The organism is Sphingomonas sp. YR710 (genome assembly GCF_900101455.1).
GTDB lineage: Bacteria > Pseudomonadota > Alphaproteobacteria > Sphingomonadales > Sphingomonadaceae > Rhizorhabdus.
In genome coordinates, this window is sequence record NZ_FMZJ01000001.1 from 260,365 (window position 1) to 281,256 (window position 20,892).

The following is a 20,892-nucleotide window of genomic DNA, read 5'->3' on the forward strand; positions in this document are numbered from 1 at the left end:
TCTCGTTAGCTGGGCGGTGTGTGTGCGTCGCAGCATGCTATCGGTCGGACCGGCATGGTGCGTTCGCTCGGCTCACCGTTCGCTGGCGTGTTCATTTGACTAGGGATGTCAATTTTGCGATGGCTTCCGCCGGCTTCGGACCTGTAAAGACGTTCGATTTTGAACTTTGGCGAGGAACGAAGGGTGCCGGTTTTGAACTGCCAGACGAGCTGGCGACGGTAAACTCTCCTGTCTGATAACCGGATAATGTGGACGATATGGTAGAAATGCTTCCTGCTGAACGGCTTTCAGATCTGTTTGATCAAGACGACGACGATTTTCTTGAATGCTGCTACGTCTCAATCTTAGGGCGGCCATCAGATCCACCGGGTTTTCGGCACTTTCAGGATCTTCTTCAATCCGGCGCTGCGAAAACTGAAATCGTATTCGGGATAGCGGCATCACCAGAAGCCCGGAAGTATGGTTGGCGGCTGCCGGAACTGTCCCAGTGGATGTTCGATCAGGGTTTAGCTGGATCCGCTCATATGATCGAGTTGGTGCGGGCATCGGGCATCCCCTCAATACCGCCATTCGAACCGGTTGTGGCCCCGGGGATTGCCAGGATGTGGATTGATCTTACGGGCGCGTTTGAAGCCCGCGGAGCATTCTCGGAATCCGTCAGGGTGGAGTTGGAACTCGCCCGATCGCTGAGGGTCGCCAATCCTTGGCTTCGTTTCTCAATTTACATCGATACGGGGTTTGCTGAAATCCCGGAAAACCAACTCCAATGGCTATTCGGCGCGGCGGACCTTCGTGAGGCATACCAAGTATTTTTCGGCAGGGTCGAAGGTCGTGAGTCCCCGCTTCGATCGATTGAATTGACGGTTCCGGATTCGGACATGTTTTTTCATCCTTACGGGTCGAGCGATCTGATATTATCGGCCGGATTGCAGGGAGATCGAAAGAAAGAAGGCTTCTCCAAGCTGAAAAGTATCAGCCCCCAGATTTATGTAAGCTTCCTCGTTTACGATATCATGCCCCTTGTTGCCGACACGGCTCTGTATTTTAGCGAGGAGAGCCGGGATGTCGTTCATCGTTACTTGGATTGGGCGACGGAGCATTGCGACTTCCTGCTTTACGGCAGCGAGGCGGCGCAGAAAGATGTTGAAACCCAGCTCGAGTCCGAAGAAACGCCGGCCATTTCCGGGAAGCCCATTCGGCTGGGGATCGATCCCGTGGAAGGGATCGTTCAAGACGGGGACGCCGAACGACTGATTACTCTCGGGATAACCCGGTCCTTCATGTTGGCGGATGTGTCCGCTGACGCGAGCAGCGATTATGGTCTCCTTTATCGCGTGATGCTGATGTGTCTTGCCCGGAACCCTGATCAAACACCCCAGTTAGTCATATCGGGGGATATCGGACTTGAGAGTGACCTTGCTAGCATGGTGCTGCGAGACCCGCGGGTAGCGGGGCACATTCTGATCGTAGATCCGTCTGACGATGATACAGCCGTTCTGTACAGAAACTGCCGCTTCACGATTTTCGCGGGGGCATATCCTGGATGGGCCCCCTCGGTGAGCAAGAGTTTCGCTTTCGGCAAATTCGCCCTCGCCGCAGACACACCAAATTTGCGTGAAACGGGCTACGATCTGATCGATTTCGTTGAGCTTGACGATGTTCGGTCATGGACGGAAAAGATATTGTCATATGCGGGCGATGACCGGTTGCTCGATGATGTGCAGGCGAAAATTGCGGTGCAATGGTCAAGGCCATCATGGACAGATGCTGGGCACGCCGTTTACGAAGCCCTCACCGCCCTTGCCAACCAATGTTTGCCCTCGGCTCAGCTCGTTGATCTTATTGGCTCGAATGTGCCTTGGAAAAAGCCGGTCATCTGGATGGACCTTTCACTTACCTTCCTCAATTGGGGTGGGGGAATGCAAGGTATCGTAAGGGTGGAATTGACTTATGCCCATTACTTGAAGAAAATCGCACCCGACAGCCGATTTTTTGCTTATCATAATGGCCGTTTCTTCGAAATACCCACTGATTACCTGACATGGTTGTGGGACGCCGAAGAGTTATCGGCTGCCTACGATTTTTTCCATGATTTCTGGAATAAGGCTGAGTCCGAAGGGACCGGCAGCCGATTCCAGATTGCATCCCAGGATTCGATCGATGGCGCTGTGCGCCATTTGACCAAAATTCCTGAAAACACGATCGTTCTCTTTTGCGGTATCGGATTCGTAACACCGGGTCAGATGCACAGTGAAAAAGCGATCACGGACATGGTTTCTCCAGCGCGTCGTGTAATGACGTCACAGCTTCTATATGACTTCACACCATTTCTGCTGCCGCACACACATGTGCAATCGACGGTCGATGGATATGAGTTGTTCGTGAAGCATATATCCAATGAGTTCGAGCATATTCTCTATGGTGGGAAGACGGCGCAAAGGGACGGCATTAAGATACAGAAGGATCGGGGATGGCGCTCACCTCCGAGCGATTATCTGGAGTTTGGATCCGAACTCGATTTGGCCGATCAGGGGGCTCCGCCAACGCTGAGACAGCGCCGTAAGGTGTTGGCTGATCTCGGCATCACGGAGCGTTTTGTGATAACCGTTGGGACAATTCAGCCTCGCAAGAATCATGAAGTCCTTTACAAAGCTTATCTTCGAATGCTTGAGGACGAGATGCTCGAAGAGCCATTGCAGCTGATATTTGTCGGCAAAAATGGCTGGCTGAGCGATGACCTGCTGGCGGCAATCGCCAATGACGAGCGTGTTCAGGACAAGTTGCTGGTGCTCAGCCCTACCGACGAGCAACTCCGCATTCTGTATCATGCGTGTGAATTCACCTTGCTGCCAAGCTTCTATGAAGGATGGAGCCTGACGCTCCCGGAAAGCCTGGGTTACGGGAAATTCTGCCTCACGGCTGATGTCGATCCACTCCGCGAAACAGGCCAGGATCTGGTTGAATATATAGACCCTCTGGATACCTTCAGGTGGGCCGAGCGAATGGCGTATTACGCGAGGAATCCCAAGGAAGTGCTCAACCGTGAACGGGTAATTGCCGAGCAGTGGGATGCGCGAACCTGGCTTTCATCGACGGAGATGATGCTCGATAAGCTGTACGATGCTCACCGGATCATGGTCGAAAAGCAGAACGGCGAGCCACACGCGGTCGGAGCGGACAAGTGACGAAGGTTCTCGTAACGGGATCTTCGGGCTTTATCGGACAGCACCTGATGAGGGAGCTTGGGGCTAAAGGATATGATGCGGCAGGTGTATCCACACAGCAGTCAGCTGACTCGATCTATGAATGTGATATCGCGCAATTCGAGCAGATCGATGCAGTCGTTGACAACTTTCGACCCGATGTCGTCATTCACACGGCTGGCATCGCCGCCGTCACTGCTGCGGATGTCCTGCGCTACTATTCAGTAAACGTTATAGGTACCGAGAATTTGCTCGAGGCCCTTCGCCGGACAGGTGCGCAAACTAGGCTATTATTTCTTAGTACGGCCGGTGTTTACGGTAATCGCGACGCCGAGTTTTTGTCGGAGGCGTTGGCGCCACAGCCCGTCAGTCATTATGGTTTCAGCAAATTTTCCTGCGAAAGACTAGTCGAAAATTATATCGACGAGGTCGTTTATACGACGATTCGGCCTTTCAATATAATCGGACCGGGACAAAATCCGTCGTTTCTTGTGCCGAAGCTTGTATCGACCTTCGCCAGGGGAGAGCGAACGATCAAGTTGGGTAATCTGGACGTGCTTCGCGACTTCATGGATGTTCGGGTATCCGCCGAGAAGATCGTCTCGCTTATCGAGCGCGAGAGCAGCTTTGGTGAGCAGGTCAATCTTTGCACGGGAGTAGCGACGTCACTATACTCGCTGATTAAGGATCTGGAAGATATCGCAGGCTATGAAATTGAGATCGAGCAGGCAGTCGGCCTCGTTCGCAGATCCGAAGTGTGGCGGTTGGTGGGGTGTCCGTTGAAACTCCGCGCGTTGCTCGACGATCGCTCGGAGCCGACGCCCGTGCGAGACATACTTCTCGAGATGATGACGCTATACCGCCATTAGGGTCACGGTTGATCATCGATGCCCCCGAAGGAAAGATTAGGGCGGCGAGAAATTATAAGAACATGTATATCGGCGTTCATCCTTCAACCATTGCGTTTGCGATTGAGATTGCGAGGATGGACGGTTTGAGTTGCATCCGTGCAGGCTGCGCATTTGCGCATTGCGATAGCCAGATTGGACTATTCCTGTGGCAGATTTGCCGCCGTTCTGGTGGAGTCGCTGTAACGAAGAGGAGTTAAACGATTGAGATTTGAACAAATTGACGTACAGCATGTCTTGCATGATACGCGTACGGCTTATCTGCGGGGTATCGACGCGCGCGGCAAGACGATGGTTAGCGTTGGTGCCAGCGGTCTGTGGTACTTCGATTGGGTTCATACCAATTGTGGATGGCCGGCGCGCCACATCGGGGTTGAGTTATATCTTCCCAAACCCGACGATTTGCCACCAAATTCCGAATGGGTCGCCAATACCGCCGGCGATATGAGCGACGTGGAAAGCGATGTCGCAGATATCGTTTTTTCCGGGCAAAATATTGAGCACCTTTGGGAAGATGACGTCACGAATTTTCTGATGGAGGCAAGCCGAATATTAAAAAGCGGCGGGCTGCTTGTCGTTGACAGTCCAAACAGAATTATCACTGAAGCCCTGTGCATCATTCAACCAGAGCATATGGTGGAATTCACTCCGAACGAGATTGCCGATATCTTATTCGCGGCGGGTTTCGATGTCGTAGTGAATCGGGGAATATATCTGACTCGCGATCCCGTAAGCGGCGAATTTCTGTCCTATCAACCGGATCATCTGTGGGCTGGTCCTTGGTCGTTGGTGCAGCGTTGCGCGATTTCCGACAGGCACGCGAATGAATCCTACCTTTGGTGGGTCGAGGCACGTAAAGCACGTCGTGACCCCGACGAGGCCAAAGTGCGCGAACTCATCCGTGTCTGTTGGGAAAAGGCTTGGCCGGAACGTATGAATCGCTTCAATAGCGAACTCAGTGAAATCAAATCCGATGGTGCGATATCATATTACTCATCGACCAAGGGGCATCAGGGTGCCGTAATCTATGGGCCTTATGCTCCCATCGTTAAAGGCCAATATAAGGCAGTTATGAGCGTGTCTCGTTCAGATCTGGTCGGTCCGCACGACGTAGTCGGAATCATGGACGTGCTCTTGAATAATGCAATGATAAATCGGGTAGATATATTGGCTAGCGACACACCATTACATGAATATGTTGATGTTTCGATCGAGTTTCAGATAGAGGCCGAGACGGCGTTCGGTATGCAGTGCAGGATAATCGCAAATGGTTTATCCGGGCTTCGCGTCGAGAGGGCCCTTAGGTTAGAAAAAATTGGCTAGAGCCCCCGGTGATCTTGACGTGGAAAGGCCCTGCTGTGGCGCCACGTCAAGATCACCGCTCGGCCTTGAAGGCTAGACTCACATTCGATCAGATTTGCACGTATCCGGAGTTCCGGAGGTAATTGGAACATTCGTCTGGCTTGAACTGTCAATCGGCGCGCAAACGGGACCCCCGATCGGCGTTGAATAGGGACCCCTTGATGAGGATACGCGACTTTCCCAGCTTGTGACGCAGGGAGGGCGTAGCCCGACCGAAGGCGCAAGCTGGGAAAGTCGTTCGGCGTTTCTCTGGGGCTACCCCGGGGCGGTCAGCTGCGGTTTTTGAACCGCCAGCTGTCATTGCCGGTCTCGATGATATCGCAATGATGAGTGATGCGATCGAGCAGCGCGGTGGTCATCTTCGGATCGCCAAAGACGGTCGGCCACTCGCCGAACGCGAGATTGGTGGTGATGATCACCGATGTCCGTTCGTAGAGTTTGCTGACGAGGTGGAACAGCAGCTGACCACGTGATCGTGCGAAGGGCAGATAGCCGAGTTCGTCGAGCACGATGAGATCCAGGCGCGAGAGCTGGGCGGCAAGCGAACCGGGCTTGCCGATGCGGACTTCCTCTTCAAGCCGGGTAACCAGATCGACGGTATTGAAGTAGCGGCCACGTGCGCCGTTGCGGATAACATGGGCGGTGATCGCGGTGGCGAGATGGGTCTTGCCCGTGCCGGTGCCACCGACCAGGACGATGTTGCGTCGCCCCGGTAGGAATGAACCGCTGTGAAGCGACCGGACCAGTCCTTCGTTGATCGGCGTGCCATCGAAGGCGAAGGTGTCGATATCCTTCACCGCCGGCAGCTTGGCCGCAGACATCCGGTAACGGATCGAGGCGGCATGACGATGCGCGATCTCGGCGCGCAGCAGGTCTGTCAGGATCTCCATGGCAGTGCGATTGCGCTGCAGGCCGGTGGTGACCGCATCATCGAACGCGCCCGCCATGCCCTTGAGGCCAAGGCCGCCCATGGCGGCGATCATATCATGCCGCTGCACGGACATCTCGCAGCTGGTCGTAGCGGTCGCAATCGGCGATCGGCGGATGCTTCAAAATCAGATCCTCGGATGTGATGATCGTAAGCGTTTGTGGCGGTTCGCGCCTGCGCGACAGGATATTGAGGATGACCTCGTCGCTGGCCGCGCCCGCATCGAGGGCTTCCCGGATCGCATCCTCGACAGTCTCCAGGCCATCGGTCAGCACGGCCCACAGCACGCGCACGAGCCGGCGATCGGCCTCGTCGCCGGTCCCGAGCTTGCGCCGCAGCCGGGCCAAAGCTGGCGGCAAATCCCAGCCCTGGAACGGCGCGCCATTCCTCAGCGCGCCGGGCTTGCGGGCAAGCACGGGCAGATAATGCCACGGATCAAGTGTTGTCTGGTTGCGCCCGAAGAGGCGAGCATGGTCGGCGACGATATCTTCACCGCAGCGAACGACGATCCGGTCAGCATAGCTGCGAACCTGCACCGTGCGGCGGGCGGCCTTGGCCATCACCGAATATTTGTTGCGATCGAAGCTGACCAGGCATGTACCTGTCACGGCATGTTCGCTCTCGTGGAAGTCATCGAACGGCGCCAATATCGGTTGCAGAAACGGCCGCTCCGCGTCCAGCGCCTGCGCCACGGTCAGGTCGCCTTGTTCGGGATGGGCATGAAGCTCGGCCCACCGCCGGCATTCTGCTTCCAGCCAACCGTTCAGCTCCTCAAAGCTGGCGAACCGCAACCGGGGTTGGAAGAACCGTCCCCGGATCGTCTGGACCTGATGCTCGACCTGGCCCTTCTCCCATCCCGCGGCCGGTGAACAGGCCGTCGGTTCGATCACGTAATGATCGGTCATGATCAGGAAGCGCCGGTTGAAGATCCGCTCCTTGCCGGTGAACACCGTCGTCACCGCCGTCTTCATATTGTCGTAGATGCCTCGGCTCGGAACCCCGCCGAAAAAGGCGAATGCCCGCGCATGGGCGTCGAACAGCATCTCCTGCCCCTCCCGAGGATAGACGCGGACATAGACCGCCCGCGAAGCGCATAGCCGCATATGCGCGACCTTCACCCGCATCGGCTTGCCGGCGATCTCGACGTCCTCGTGACTCCAGTCGAACTGGTAGGCTTCGCCGGGCCGGAATAGCAGCGGGATGAAGGCGACCCCGCCGTCACCGGGATCGTCCCGTCGCGCGACCTTCCAACGCGCCACGTAGCGCCGAACCGCATCGTAGGAGCCTTCGAAGCCTTCGCGCTTCAGCAAATCGTGGATCCGCGTCATCCGCAGCCGATCTCGCCGCCTGCAAAGCCAGGCCGCTGTCTAAACCATCGGAATGAGGGGTCCCTGTTCGACGCCGATCACCCCGCTAACAGGGCTCTTTTTGCACGCCGATCAACACACCTTGCGGAATTCGGCCACGTAGCGAACCCCGGTATCGCCAATCTGGCTAAGCTGGCTGAGCAGACGTTGGCAAAGGATAGCTTGCCATCGTATGCCCGGTCGGCGCTGGAGATCCTGATCCGGCAGATCATGGCAATCAATACCGAGGTGGCCCAACTCGATCAGCAACTCGCAGTCTGGCATGCGGCAAGCGAGGCAGCCAGAAGCTCGCCGCGATCCCGGGTCTTGGCGTTATTACCGCGACCGCCATCGCCGCCACTGTCGCCGATCCGGAGCAGTTCAAATCCGGCCGGCAATTTGCCGCTTGGCTGGGCCTGACCCCGCAACAACATTCCACGGGCGGCAAGACCCGACTGGTTGGCATATCGAAGCAAGGCGATCGATACCTGCGCAGGCTGCTGGTCGTCGGTGCCACTGCTGTCATGCGACACATCAAGGACAAGCCCACCCCGATGGCCGACTGGATCCGGAAGCTCAGCGAGAAGAAGCCCTTCCGTGTGGTTTCAGTCGCGCTCGCGAATAAGCTCGCCCGGATCGCCTGGGTCGTGCTGACCCGCAAGGAAGCTTACCGGCCATACCACCTGGCGGCCTGACGAAACACAATCACCCGAATTGGCAATGGCAGTCGATGATGAGTAACGATCGAGCCAATGGTGAGGAAAGCCCGTCTGATTCACTGCGCTTCAAATGCGCGCGAGCTTGATTAGGGACCTCACCGGCGGATTTCCATCAAGGCCAGCGACAACCAAAAGCCGCACAAACAGGCTGGACATATGAAAGAAACCGATCAAACCCAGCTCGACAAAAAGCCCTTGCCATAGGGGCGTCCACATATGAATCAGATTATAGCACCCTTGGGAATCCCCACGATTCAACTCGATCGGATTTCAGTCTAATATCGCGATCACAGCATAGATGGCCCCGGTTCATGACCTGCATATCTTGGGCTGGACACATTGTGGTCGGAATGCCGCGGTTGTTCCGCAGCGTGCGAATGGATGCGCGGTGCCATACTGTCAGATGTTGTGATGATCCGCACGATAATCAGCGACTATCCGAGACAGCGGCTGAAAGTTCATCTCGCTCTTATGCTTAAGGAGTTCCGCGTAAGATAATTCCGCAATGTCGCTGACCTGCCGCTGCTCAACCGCGGGTCGCGGGCCGCGCCACATCACCATCTGCCATGGATCTTTGTCCGTACAGGCGAAACGGAACGGCTGGAGGAATGTGTCGATGAACATGACCACGCGATAAACGTCACCCATCCACGCGACGCTGCCGTCAGGACTGGCCTCCCGGACGCGAAGCATATCGTCGGTGCTGGGAAGCGACGCCGCATAAGAGGTCGGCCATACATCATCGATCACGATCACGCCGTTAGGAGCAAGGGACTCGACCGCATTCAACGTATCCCGCAAAATCTGCTCGAACGTGTGCAAACCATCAAGGAAAATGACATCGAATTTGGGGTCCGTTGCTTTCCGCGCACCGAAATAGTCGTCGCTCGGTATCTGATGATATTCGAGACTATCGGTTATGGGAGTGGTCGGCATTTCGAAACGAAACACGGGGTCGACCGCGATCTTTCGAGCTGCTTTGATAGTGTGAAAGGTGAACCCATCCTCGACCCCGACTTCGAGATAATTCGGCCGGTCGAAACAGTCCACAAGACTTTGAATTACCGAAACCCTGCTCACACGCACATTCTCCATGGAAGATAAGGAAGGCATAAGCGGAAAAATGGGAGCGCTTCAAGCTCGTTCGGCATCTTGACCGAACGGAAGCCAGCGGGCTGGCGCGACACCTGGCCGGTGAAGCAAGCCGGGATTGGCCGTGAGTCGAGGAGGGGCGTCCCCATACTCACCCCATGGTCCTTCCATGTCGCGACATCTCGCTATGTGCTTCGCGTCATTGATCGCGCGCATCGTCTCTAAGTGCGCCGTATCGGTGTCGCCGGTCGGCTTCATCGCTTGCGTTGAGAAAGAAGATAGTTATCGCGATGGCGTACGGGTGTGAGGTTGCAGACTGCCTGCTTCTGCGGCAGAGCCCGCCGACGTCAGTGGGAAGTCAAGAATGGTTGCCGTCATATACAATATCGTCCGCCTTGAGGATGCAGTTACATCAATGCCCAAGGTGGTCAAATTCACTCAAACGTCTGAGGGGTCTCATTTGGCGCGCCATGTGCCGAGCCTCGTGATCGGTCCGGGCACGCAAGAGTTTCTGGAGGTCTATCACAGGTCGAATGGCGCCATCTCCCCTCGCGGAATTTTCTCGATCAAGGAAGCGAGCGTAATCGGCGACGGGATGATCATCCGCGGCAATTCGATGCTGATGAGTGCGTCGCTGATGATGATACCCGAGGCGTTTCCCGGCCCTTGGAATTCGCCGATCTTCCACGATCGGCATGGCGATGTGGTTGGGGCGCATATTCCGGAACGGCGCGTGCGCCTGTCCGGCACAACGGTGAACATGATCTCGCTGGGCTGGCAGGTCTTTGGCCATATGCTGGTCGACGTGTTTCCCAGGTTCGAACGAATGAACCGCAGCGGCGTCGCTGTCGATCGATATCTGTTCGGCGCGCTTGAGGCCGAGTGGCACGGAAAGGTTATAGAGGCGGCAGGCATCCCGATCGATAAATGTGAGTTTATCGATGTGAATTCCACGATTGTCGATTGCGATCACATGCTTTTGCCGACATTCGATCGACTGGCGTCGGAACTTCATCCCGACATCATGAATGTTCACCGTCGCTTGCGTGAGACCTACGCTCCTGCCGTTGAACCGACTCGGGATATTTTCGTGGCCCGCAGCGGGTGGGGTGGGGCGCGTGAACTCGTCAATCGCAGAGAAATCGAAGCTATCGTTGCGGAGGCGGGGTTCGAGATCGTGTTTCCCGAGCAAGTGAGCTTCCCGGAGCAGGTCGCGCTTTTTGCTTCGGCGCGGACGGTGCTCGGCGAAGCCGGTTCTGGCATGCACGGCACACTATTCAGCCATCCTCGGACAAGGGTGGGAGTTTTGCAAAGCAAGGGAAATGTGAACTTCATCCAGCCGCAGATTGCGGCGATCGGGGGACAGGAAATTTATATCGTGCTCGGCGATGACGAGCCCGGCAGCGGCGGGCAAGGGTGGTTCTCTATCGATCCCAACGACGCGCGTCATATCGCATCGCTGCTGCGCAATTAAAGCCTGCTCAGTACTTACCGGTTAATTGGGAATTGATTGATGCCATGTCCTAATATCATAAAATAACAGAATCAGGACAGTCGCGATGCTCTGCTATCAATTATCCCGTAATGGGATGTGCCAAACATCGCCTGCATGAATTGCTCCACTGACTGCTCCCAGCGCAATGGTTTGAGCCCTGAGGACGAAGGTGCTGAGCCCGCTTCATGTAACACGAGCCACCGCGTGATTGCGTCGGCTACTTTCTCGCCCGTGTTGCCGTCAAAGTAATATGCGTGCTCGCCAGCCACCTCATGAAACACTGGAATGTCTCGCACGATCAACGGGAGCCCACGCGCCGCGCCTTCGATCAAAGGGAGGCCGAAACCTTCGCCCTCGGAGGCCGCGATCAGCGCCGTGGATGCCTTGTAAAGCTCTTCAAGATACTCGTCGCTAACACCTTGTAACCAATGGAGCCGCTTTCCATTTTCCCGGCTATCGTGGATCGACTGTGCGACTTTTTCCATGGACCAGCCTAGTTTGCCAACGATTACGAGATTCGCGTCGATCCCCCTGCCCCAGAGCTGGTGAAAGGCATCGAGCACCAACGGGTGACCTTTACGCGGCTCGACAGTTCCAACAGTGATGAAAGTCGGCTTAAGGCTGAGCTTGTCGAGCAGTGCAAGCGCCCCATCGGACACGCCCTTGGTTGGAAGGCTTGCGGAAATATCTGCGCCCAGAGTGAAATAATCGACATTGATATGGGTCGGACGGGATCGGACCAGAGCATTACCAAACCGCAACACATCCTCTGCCACGCAACGCGATACGCAAATGAATTGGTCCGCTATCGCAAGCGCAGTTTTGAACCACATCTGTGCGATGCCCGGAATGAATTCTGGGAATCGGTGAGGCATCTGGAACGGTAGTAAATCGTGAATGCCTATGACAATTTTTCCTCCAACTCTCCGAAAATCCTGCAAATACTCTTCCATGCCAGGCAATATTCCTGCGGCCCATTCCAGCATAATGTAAATATCACCATCATCGTAATCGATGGGAGAATCGGGCAACACATCGGCAGGGATGGCAAGCTTATCGGCAACGTATTTTCGTGCAAAAACGAGTTTTCCATTCTCGAAGCGAACGGGCTCTACGGTATAGCCTTCTGGCACTTGCTTAAGAAGTCGATCAAGAAAGCTTCGAACCACGCGCTCGATGCCTGTATGAGAGTCGCTTTCTGCAAGCAAAGTGATGTCATAAAAAATGCGCCTCAACCCAATCCGGCCGGTCGCTTTTGCGATTGTCTCCGCGAGATTTATCAGGTCCTCTTCGTGGGGCGACATGGGTGCGTAAAGATCGCCGATCGCCTGAAGCAGGCGTTTCTGCCGCCCGCTGGCGCTATCGATCGCAAAGTTTTCAAGCACCTCACGCACTGAATTGCCGACTACAGCTGGATGATAGTGGTTGATCAGTTCGTCGCGGGCCCGGTCACCTAGTGCCAGTCGATACTCGGAATCGCCGAACAAGCGATCGATGGCATCAGCCAGTTCCTGTGACGTGAAAATCTCTGGAAGCTGAATGAGAGAATCCGTATTGATTTCTGCGGACGTTCCATGCGCGTTTACGATAACGGGCAGCCCCGACGCCATGCAATCCAATATCGCGCCCGACGTTTCGCCTCGGGTCTGCCTTCGTAGCTGGATAGCCACGTCAGCGGCGGCTAGGTGAGATTCGTAAGTCTCCATATCGGCGTAGCCAGTGACCGTAATGGATAAAGTGTCCGACAGTGACTCCACCAGCTCGCGGAATTCGTCGCCCCAGGGGCCGGTAGGATGATCCCCGACGAATATGAGTGCTGCGCGTTCCGCACGCGCTGCGGCAGTGAGTGCCCATGCTTCAATAAGGTTGTCGCCGCATTTCGTTTCAGCAACGAAGCCAAATGTCGACACAATAAATGCCTTGGGATCAATTCCAAGCCGCCGCCGCGCCTCCAGTTTATCCATCCTTGGCCTGACGGCTCGAAGGTGGGGTATATGAACCATCTTTGCGCTTACTGCATCACCGTAAATCTCACGTGCGCGAGCAACCGCCCATTTCGAATGAACTATCACGCCTTGCGCATTGGCGAAGACGATCTGATTGGCGGGATAGCGTTCGGCTGCAGCGCTGCGACCCTCGTCGTTTACATAGGCCAGCGCGGGCAGCCCGTGCGTCAGGTAGAGTTGCCTTAAGAAATATTCTTTTGAGCGATGGCCGACGTTTCCAAGCCAATCCAAAACGCCGCTCAGAAAGAAGTCGTGAAGAATGACCACTCCAGGAATTTCTATGAGAAGTTCAAGCATGTGCGCGTGAAATTCAGAATTACCGATCTGATATAAAATATAATCGTAGTGATCAGCATTCGCGCGAAAGTAAGCTACATCGCGCAGCGCAAAATTCGCCGTCACCCATGGATCTGAAATGACCGTTCCATGAATGATGCAGTCTATCTCATAGTGGCAGCCTAGTTCGCGCAGTAACTCGCTGCCGTAGTTTGCGATTCCGCTTCGATCTGAGGGTAGTGGGGAAACGAACGCGAGGCGTGGCTTTGCTTTGAATAGCAAGCCAGTTCGCTTACTCTGGATATGGCGGTCGTAGAGCCTTTCGAGGGAGCTAAGCGTTTTGCGCCCCGCCTCCGCCCATGAGAATCGCGACGCCCGTTCTACGCCCGCTGCCCTGAGTTCATCAGCATACGCATTGTCCGTAAGAACCCGGCCCATTTTCGCTGCGAGATCGTTTGAATCGAACGTATCGAACAATTGGTCATCTCGCCCGACCACTTCTGGCAAACTGCTGTTACGCGCAACAAGCACCGGGGCTCCGCACGCCATTGCCTCCAGCGGCGGAAGCCCGAATCCTTCGTGCAGAGATGGGAAAACAAATAGGCTACACAGCGAATACAATGGAGCGAGATCTGCTTCCGCAACGAACCCAGGCAGGATGAGGCGGGAGGGATCAACACCAAACCGTACAGCCGCGGTCTGAAGTTGCAGGCGCTCGGCGTCGCTCAACTTGCCGCCAAAGACTAAGGCCGTGCTTCCTTGCTGCGTCGGCGAGAGTTTACCAAAGGCCTCAATGATAAATGGAATATTTTTCCTTGGTTCAATAGCGCCGACGTAAAAAATGAAGGATTCTGGCAGTCCATAGCGGCGCCGCAGCTCGCTAGATTCAAGTCGTGATAGATCAGATTTGGTGAATGATTGATCCGCGGCGAGCAGGGCGACATCGATTCGATCCCCTGGTATTTGTAACAACTCCATGGCTTCACATTTGGCATATTCCGAAATCGCGACGAGCTGATCGGCGCGTTTCAGCGATTGTAAGCGTCGATAATAAAATGTTTGCATGAAGTCTGCAGCGAGATACGTCTTCGGATCGGTCAGCGGAATGAGATCGAACAAGGTAACAGCGGTTGCATAAGGTGTTTGCATCAAGCCGATAGATGTGACCGCGTTATCTACGACGCCTTCGAAGAGAGAGGTAACATATAGGACATCCGGATGTAATGAGGCGATTGCCTCCTCGCGGAGAAGCTCGGCGCACCGCATGCGCCAAAGATTTCTACTCTCTAATTCTCTTAATTCGCCGGGAATCGAAAAAGTCTTGATACGGTCGGCCGACAAAACTCGAAGAAATTCATGATAAATTTCTTGAAATCCATTTTTCAGCTCTGCGTTAAGCAGGATGTACACGTCATGAGCTGTTGCAGCTTCGATCAGACTCAATGCTAGCGCGCGGGCTTGGCGTCCGATGCCGCGGTAACGGCTTTCGGTTTGCGCCCCTTGCAAGTCGATAAGCAACCTCATCCGCGGCGCCACCGATATTGGTTGATGGCCCTGTGAAAAATAATACTTGCCGACATCGAAATATCTGTCCTCAAAACTATTTTTAGCGGCCCGGTATCCTCGGTCATCGATTTCGGCCGATGAATTTCGCGCCAGCCGCTTATTGCCGCGAGTTCTGTCCGAGCGACCTCAAGAGTAGGATCCAGCGCGCTTGCTTGCCGGTACAGATCCCCAGCGGCGGCAAAGTCGCCCATAAGCTTCAGAAGATGCCCACGTTGAAGGAAGACGTCGGCATCGTCCGGGCGGATTTTGATCGCCGTCATATAGATTTGGTCTGCTTCCGCATATGAACCGCTATCTTTCAATGCGTTCCCGCATTGTACCAGCAGTCCGAAGTTGACACCCCATCGCTCGATAATTGCCCTATAGAGGGCTGCCGCTTCAGCATGTCTTCCGCGATCTCGCGCGGAGTCAGCTCGACGAATAGCGCTGCGTTTGGCGGAGAAGAGGTGTTTCCAACGAAATTTTAGCATCTCTTTACGCACAATCCGAATTGACTAAAACTGGTCGATCCCTCTGGCTGCTGGGAGGGGGCGCATCAATGACAGGCGGCAACAAACTGCTCCTCCGGGCAGGGACGCGGGACTGTAGAAACACCTAGGCTGAAAGGAGTAATGCCGTCTAGTGTCTTCGATCTAGACGCGCGATCGCAAATGTGGCGCGCGCGACGCCTTATCGAGGGAGCCTACGTTAGCGCTCACTGGCTTTTGGAGCTAAACTTCCGGCGCCGCCGCTGTTTTGGTCGCAAAGGCTGGCATATTGCGGCATGCCACGATATGCGATCCGGGCATTAGGACAAATTCGCAAGCAGTGACAGGAAGCAGAATGACGAAGCGTGCTTTGATAACCGGAGTGACGGGCCAGGATGGCGCCTACCTTGCCCAGTTCCTGCTCAAGAAGGGTTACGAAGTGCACGGCGCCGTCCGCCGATCATCCCACTTCGGCGTTGCCGACCATCGGTTGCGCTGGTTGGGGATTCAGCGGGATGTCAAGATCCATGACGCGAACCTTTCGGATCTCTCGTCTCTGATTCGTGTCGTCACCGAAGTTCAGCCCGATGAGGTATATAACCTCGCCGCGCAATCGTTCGTGGCGACCTCCTGGCGGCAGCCGATCCTGACCGCGAACATTACGGCGGTCGGCGTGACCAACGTGCTCGAGGCGATCCGGCTGATCAAGCCCGATGCGCGTTTCTATCAAGCATCTTCGTCCGAGATGTACGGGTTGATTCAGCAGGAGCGGCAGTCGGAATCGACGCCCTTCTATCCGCGCTCGCCTTATGCGGTAGCAAAACTCTACGGGCATTGGATCACCGTAAATTACCGTGAGAGTTTCGGCATGCACGCTTCCTCTGGCATCCTGTTCAACCATGAAAGCCCGCTGCGCGGCATTGAGTTCGTAACCCGCAAGGTGACCGACGGCGTAGCGCGGATCAAGCTCGGGCTGGCCAAGGAACTGCGGCTTGGCAACATCGACGCCAAGCGCGATTGGGGCCATGCCCGCGATTATGTGCAGGCGATGTGGATGATGCTGCAGCAGGATGTGCCCGACGATTATGTCGTTGCCACCGGCATTACCACCACCGTGCGTGACATGTGCCGGATCGCCTTTGAACGTGTCGGCATGGATATGGACAAATATCTGATTATCGATCCTGACCTGTTCCGCCCATCCGAAGTGGATGTTCTCCTAGGCGAGCCTGCGAAGGCTCAGAAAGTCCTGGGATGGAAGGCCGAAACCTCGCTGGTCGATATGATCAACGAGATGGTTGATGCCGACATCGCAAGGCTGGCGGCGCTGCAGGTCGTCGCAGAGGCCACCATGTAAAAGGGCATACCCCACTGGGCTTGCCGTCCGCGGAGGCCGCATTACGCGGTCCTCGCGGTCTGGATGTTTCGTGCCAAGCGTGCGATGCTGCGTTGCCGCGGGTTTGGGACGGTCGGTGTGTGTGAAGTAAGGGATGACGATGAAGATTGCAGTTTTGGCCAATTGCCAGGGTGAAACCATCGCGGCATGCGCGCGTAACATGATCCCTGGACTGCATGTTGACTTCATCAATGAAATGGACGTCTGGAACGGAACACATCCCGCATCGCAGATTGTGGCGGACTATGATCTGATCTTCTCGCAGAAATTCTTCCGTGGACATGCGCCGGCCGGTTCCGAATCAAAAATCTGCTATTTCCCGGTTATCGCTTTTAACGGCTACCACCCGGATATGACCTACTTGCGGGCATGCCCAAAGGGAAAGAGCGAAGTCGAGGCGATCAGCGGCCCGATGTTCACTTACCATTCGGCGATCGCTATCTATAGCTACTTGCGGGGGAAATCCGTCGAGGATGCCCTTGAGATGTTCACTCCCCAGGTGTTTTCCCGTCTGGGCTATTATGATGTGTGGGCGGCTGCGAAGGCTGACCTTCTGGCGGAAGGCGTTGCCGTTGGCATGCCGCTTACTGCCGCTTTCGAGGCGTGGACGGCCACGGGCTCGTTCATGTATTCGTTCAACCATCCCAAGTTGAACGTTCTTGCCGATCTCACTCGCAAAATTTTCGAGCAGGTCGGACTTGAGGTTGTTAGCTGGAACGCTGAGGAGTCGCTTCAGGATCCAATGAAGAATATGCCGGTCTGGCCGGTTTATCCGTCGTTGGCGGAACGCGTGGGAATGCGCGGCGATTACGCCTTCAAATTGCCGCATGGCACCTTGCTTCTGCCGCGCCTCATCAACGAAACTTACGCGGAACTAGACAAATTCGAGCTTTCGACCATCGATCCGCTGAATTTTTCGCCAGCGGATTTCGACGAGAAGCTGGTGGCCCCGGCGGCGCAGCCGACGGAGATCAAGGCCAAAAATCCTTATAGTACGGTGCCGAAGGTGCAGTTCTGGCGCAACTCGGTTGCTTCGGTGAATGCCGCCGAACTCGACCCTGTGGTCGCGCCGCGTTTCGCGATCCGGCCGACCGAAAAGCTGGCGACTGCCGGCAGTTGCTTTGCGCAGCACATAGCGCGGACGCTGGCCCGAAGCGGATTCAATTATTATGTGCCGGAATCAGCCCCTGCCGGTATGGGGGAAGAGGAAGCCCGAGCCAAGAATTTCGGAACCTATTCCGCACGGTTCGGCAACATCTACACCGTCAGGCAATTGCTGCAGTTGATTCAGCGCGCTGAGGGCGCGTTCACGCCGGACGATGTCTTCTGGACGAGGCCGGATGGACGGCTGGTGGATCCCTATCGGCCCCAGATCGAACCGGACGGGTTCGCAGATCTCCCGGCCTTGGTTGAATCACGCGAGCGCCATCTTGATGCCGTCAGGACAATGATCCGTGACATGGAATTTTTCGTCTTCACCCTGGGCCTCACCGAGGGCTGGCGCTCGAAATATGACGGCGCCGTCTTCCCGCTTGCGCCCGGCGTTGCTGGTGGTGAGGTCAATCCGGAACGCTATGAGTTCATCAATTTTTCTATCCAGGAAATTGAAGCGGATCTCTTTTCCGTCATTGATATGTTGCAGGTCATTAATCCGAAATGCCGCATCATTTTGACGGTGTCGCCGGTGCCGCTGATCGCGACCTTCGAACATAAGCATGCGCTGACCGCCACAACCTATAGCAAGGCTGTCCTGCGCACCGCCGCTGATCTGGCCCGGCAGGCATATGCGCATGTCGAATATTTCCCTTCGTTCGAGATCATCACCGGCTCCTATAATCGCGGTGCATATTTCGAGGACGATCTGCGCGAAGTGAAACCGGAAGGCGTTACGCACGTCATGGGTGTGTTCATGCGGCGATATACGAGCAATGGTGAGAACGTGCCCGCAAACGACTCTGCGGAGGATTTGATCGCGGTGCCGGAGAAGAAGAAATCGCTCTTCGATATCGTTTGCGATGAGGAAGCGATCGCGCGATTTTGATGGCAAACTGCTGAGAGGTTGCGTTCGTCGGGCGAGGGGCGCCGATTTGATCGGCGTTTCTCAAGGGGTCAGTTGCTCCAACGGCCCGTAGGTACCGGCGAGGAACGCGCCAACAGTGCCTTGGTTGGCCAAAATCCCGATTTTGACGTCCGTATGATATTCGGAAGCAAAACCTTGCGTGTTCAGGTCGATCGGCTTGCCTACCTGCACCCACAGATCATCGGTTCGTCGATGCTGGAAAATGTGAACGATATTCCCTGACCTCGCCACGCGCCACCGCATGCCGGCTTCGTTCGCGTCAAAACTCAACGCCGAATCGATCAGTTTGCCGAAATTGACGGAACCGTGGGCCGCCTCGAAGGTCGCGATGCGCTGGGCGCCTAGATTGCCGAAGTCACCAGCACCAATCCAGCCGGCTACGCCTGATCCGAACAATATCCACAGGCTGTTGCCGGAGGCGGGGAGGGACGTAAACTCCACCGCATTCTGGTCCGCGTCGGTTAGCCAGAGGGCCGAAAAATAAAATCCTTCGGCCAGGGTAAAATCGACTTGATCCTGTGCGATGGTGATCCCATCACAACCTGTGCCGGACAATACATCTTGCGTCGGAATAGCGAGGGACCACTCCCCCAAGCCCGGCGAACGGTCGCCCGGCAACGTCGGATGCGGACGCAAGCCAATCAGTTGGTCGTAAATATAGTGCGCGAGTTTCAGACCTCCCGCGGGATTGAGATGGACGCCATCAGCCAGATAAACGCTGCTAGTGAGGCCACCGATTCCGGCACTTTGTCCCGCATCGATGACTGCCACGCCGCACCAGGCGCAAACTTCGTGGATCGCAGCGACAAATTGTTCAAGTCTGTCGCCATTTTCGTTTTGGGTATCCCATTGGCCGACGAAGTTCGACGATGTCGTACCGAAAGGCGTAAGGAATATAATCGTGCGCCTTGCATTTGCGGCCAGCGTGTCGGCGATGCTCCGGTAAATCGCGCCGTAAAATGTTTCAATGGATGTGTCATAGAGCGCACCGAGGGTCGCGTTGGTTCGGAAATCAATCATTCCCGCCTCGAACGTCACCAGATCCGCATCGAGCGGGATGTTCGATATCTGCGCGTATATTCCACCCGGGTCCGAGGTCGCTGACGTCGAAAGCGAGCCGCCGCCCACGGCGAGGTTATTGAGTGTCGCCCCAAGCATCGCTGCGAGCGGCTGCGTATATGCGCCGAAAATCGTAACGGATGTGCCAAGGGCGGCCCAATTTTTTCCGGTCCACGGGGAGGGGGGGGCATCATAGGAAATGTCAGCGAGTGAAGGGATCGGATTTTGCGGTTGCCCTGCGGGCGCGAGGCTAGTCATTTCGACGGTGGCACCTTCGCTCGAAAACAATCTGCCGGTTAAGCGTGTGAGTGCCGGAAGCCGGACATCCACTGATGCGTGCAGATCGCCTCCAATACGTTCAAGGCCGTCGAGTTTTGTCACACCGTAAACAACGAGCCTGTCACCCACCGATATCAAGGCCGGCGCTTCCAGTACCGCGGCCGCATTGATGACGAGATCCCCTGCGATTTTAGTCAGCGTTTCTAGTCTCGTTGGGCTGAATGCGTACAGATAATCTCCCACCATATGAAGTTTATCGAGCCGCGTTTTCGCATTGATGACCAGTCCACCTCCGACAAGCATCAGTTTTTGTAAGTCAACATCTGAATTAATCGAGAGGCCGCCGCCAATATTGTGGATCTCAGGTGCTATAAGTCTCGATTCGGGATAAATGAATAGACCCCCACCGATCGCAACAAGGGCATCGCATCGGACGCTGGCATTCGAATAAGCGTATAAGTGGTTTCCCACATACACTAATTTTTCCAGCGTGGCCGAGCCATAAACCGTCAGTCCGTCGTTGACGACGGTCAACATCGGGCATTGCAGAGAGCAATATTCGTCTATTATCAGACTTCCGCCAATTTTGACGAGAAATGGCAAAATACTGGATAATTTTATATGAAGGTTACCAGGAACATCAACAATACCTTCAAAAGATAATGCGTTTTTCTCAGTAATCGTCAGATTTTGGGACTCTATCATCGTGA

12 protein-coding genes and 1 pseudogene are annotated in these 20,892 nt (G+C 55.4%); 7 read left to right on the forward strand and 6 right to left on the reverse strand.

All coding sequences use genetic code 11. The annotated features are described in order from the left end of the window. The first annotated feature begins 257 nt into the window (after positions 1 to 257). The 3 genes from BLS13_RS01325 to BLS13_RS01335 all read left to right on the forward strand — a co-directional run bounded on the left by BLS13_RS01325 (position 258) and on the right by BLS13_RS01335 (position 5,434). A complete protein-coding gene (locus BLS13_RS01325) occupies positions 258 to 3,185 on the forward strand; it encodes a glycosyltransferase (protein ID WP_093449171.1) in 2,928 nt (975 codons plus the stop codon). Beyond that, entirely contained in the window at positions 3,182 to 4,072 is an 891-nt protein-coding gene (locus BLS13_RS01330) for an NAD-dependent epimerase/dehydratase family protein (protein ID WP_143011836.1), read from the forward strand. Before BLS13_RS01325 ends, BLS13_RS01330 begins: the two co-directional genes overlap by 4 nt. Before the next feature lie 243 nt (positions 4,073 to 4,315). Then, positions 4,316 to 5,434: a methyltransferase domain-containing protein gene (locus BLS13_RS01335; protein ID WP_143011837.1), complete on the forward strand. Its 1,119-nt coding sequence runs from the start codon at positions 4,316 to 4,318 to the stop codon at positions 5,432 to 5,434. 308 nt (positions 5,435 to 5,742) lie between these two features. Here BLS13_RS01335 and istB read toward each other — a convergent pair whose 3' ends face one another. Together istB and istA are read right to left on the reverse strand one after the other, a co-directional pair. Continuing rightward, entirely contained in the window at positions 5,743 to 6,471 is a 729-nt protein-coding gene (gene istB, locus BLS13_RS01340; RefSeq protein WP_093449509.1) for an IS21-like element helper ATPase IstB, read from the reverse strand. Further along, a pseudogene (gene istA, locus BLS13_RS01345) lies at positions 6,458 to 7,747 on the reverse strand (IS21 family transposase); the annotation flags it as partial. The pseudogene istA and the gene istB, both read right to left, overlap by 14 nt. Positions 7,748 to 8,097: 350 nt before the next feature. Between istA and BLS13_RS20845 the strand changes: the two are divergent. Further along, entirely contained in the window at positions 8,098 to 8,442 is a 345-nt protein-coding gene (locus BLS13_RS20845) for a transposase (RefSeq protein WP_256325663.1), read from the forward strand. A gap of 423 nt (positions 8,443 to 8,865) precedes the next feature. On the opposite strand, the gene BLS13_RS01355 is transcribed toward BLS13_RS20845, so the two are convergent. Then, positions 8,866 to 9,546, reverse strand: a complete 681-nt coding sequence (locus BLS13_RS01355; RefSeq protein WP_176943379.1) for a class I SAM-dependent methyltransferase — start codon at positions 9,544 to 9,546, stop codon at positions 8,866 to 8,868. A gap of 376 nt (positions 9,547 to 9,922) precedes the next feature. Here BLS13_RS01355 and BLS13_RS01360 point away from each other — a divergent pair, with 376 nt between their 5' ends. Beyond that, a complete protein-coding gene (locus tag BLS13_RS01360; RefSeq protein ID WP_093449180.1) occupies positions 9,923 to 11,032 on the forward strand; it encodes a glycosyltransferase family 61 protein in 1,110 nt (369 codons plus the stop codon). Between the two features lie 71 nt (positions 11,033 to 11,103). Here the strand turns inward: BLS13_RS01360 and BLS13_RS01365 are convergent, their stop codons facing one another. Both BLS13_RS01365 and BLS13_RS01370 read right to left on the reverse strand, forming a co-directional pair. Next, complete coding sequence (locus tag BLS13_RS01365; protein WP_093449183.1) at positions 11,104 to 14,859, reverse strand: glycosyltransferase; 3,756 nt, start codon at positions 14,857 to 14,859, stop codon at positions 11,104 to 11,106. After that, positions 14,856 to 15,371, reverse strand: coding sequence for a tetratricopeptide repeat protein (locus tag BLS13_RS01370; RefSeq protein WP_093449184.1), 516 nt, complete (start codon positions 15,369 to 15,371; stop codon positions 14,856 to 14,858). Before BLS13_RS01370 ends, BLS13_RS01365 begins: the two co-directional genes overlap by 4 nt. A gap of 352 nt (positions 15,372 to 15,723) precedes the next feature. Here BLS13_RS01370 and gmd point away from each other — a divergent pair, with 352 nt between their 5' ends. Then, the gene (gene gmd / locus BLS13_RS01375) at positions 15,724 to 16,725 is read left to right on the forward strand and encodes a GDP-mannose 4,6-dehydratase (protein WP_093449187.1); all 1,002 of its coding nucleotides are present in this window, start codon (positions 15,724 to 15,726) and stop codon (positions 16,723 to 16,725) included. A 139-nt stretch (positions 16,726 to 16,864) separates the two neighbouring features. Beyond that, on the forward strand, positions 16,865 to 18,805 hold the full coding sequence (locus BLS13_RS20560; protein WP_176943381.1) for a GSCFA domain-containing protein: 1,941 nt from the start codon (positions 16,865 to 16,867) through the stop codon (positions 18,803 to 18,805). A gap of 60 nt (positions 18,806 to 18,865) precedes the next feature. On the opposite strand, the gene BLS13_RS01385 is transcribed toward BLS13_RS20560, so the two are convergent. Continuing rightward, positions 18,866 to 20,887 (reverse strand): SGNH/GDSL hydrolase family protein, encoded by a 2,022-nt coding sequence (locus BLS13_RS01385; protein ID WP_143011839.1) that lies wholly within the window; start codon positions 20,885 to 20,887, stop codon positions 18,866 to 18,868. Positions 20,888 to 20,892: the final 5 nt, after the last annotated feature.

Bases quoted from the DNA above. Each gene is read 5' to 3' on its own strand.
- BLS13_RS01360 (WP_093449180.1), top strand. From the start codon at position 9,923: ATGGTTGCCGTCATATACAATATCGTCCGCCTTGAGGATGCAGTTACA.
- BLS13_RS01370 (WP_093449184.1), bottom strand. From the start codon at position 15,371: ATGCTAAAATTTCGTTGGAAACACCTCTTCTCCGCCAAACGCAGCGCT.
- gmd (WP_093449187.1), top strand. From the start codon at position 15,724: ATGACGAAGCGTGCTTTGATAACCGGAGTGACGGGCCAGGATGGCGCC.
- BLS13_RS01325 (WP_093449171.1), top strand. From the start codon at position 258: ATGGTAGAAATGCTTCCTGCTGAACGGCTTTCAGATCTGTTTGATCAA.
- BLS13_RS01365 (WP_093449183.1), bottom strand. From the start codon at position 14,859: ATGAGGTTGCTTATCGACTTGCAAGGGGCGCAAACCGAAAGCCGTTAC.
- BLS13_RS01385 (WP_143011839.1), bottom strand. From the start codon at position 20,887: ATGATAGAGTCCCAAAATCTGACGATTACTGAGAAAAACGCATTATCT.
- BLS13_RS20560 (WP_176943381.1), top strand. From the start codon at position 16,865: ATGAAGATTGCAGTTTTGGCCAATTGCCAGGGTGAAACCATCGCGGCA.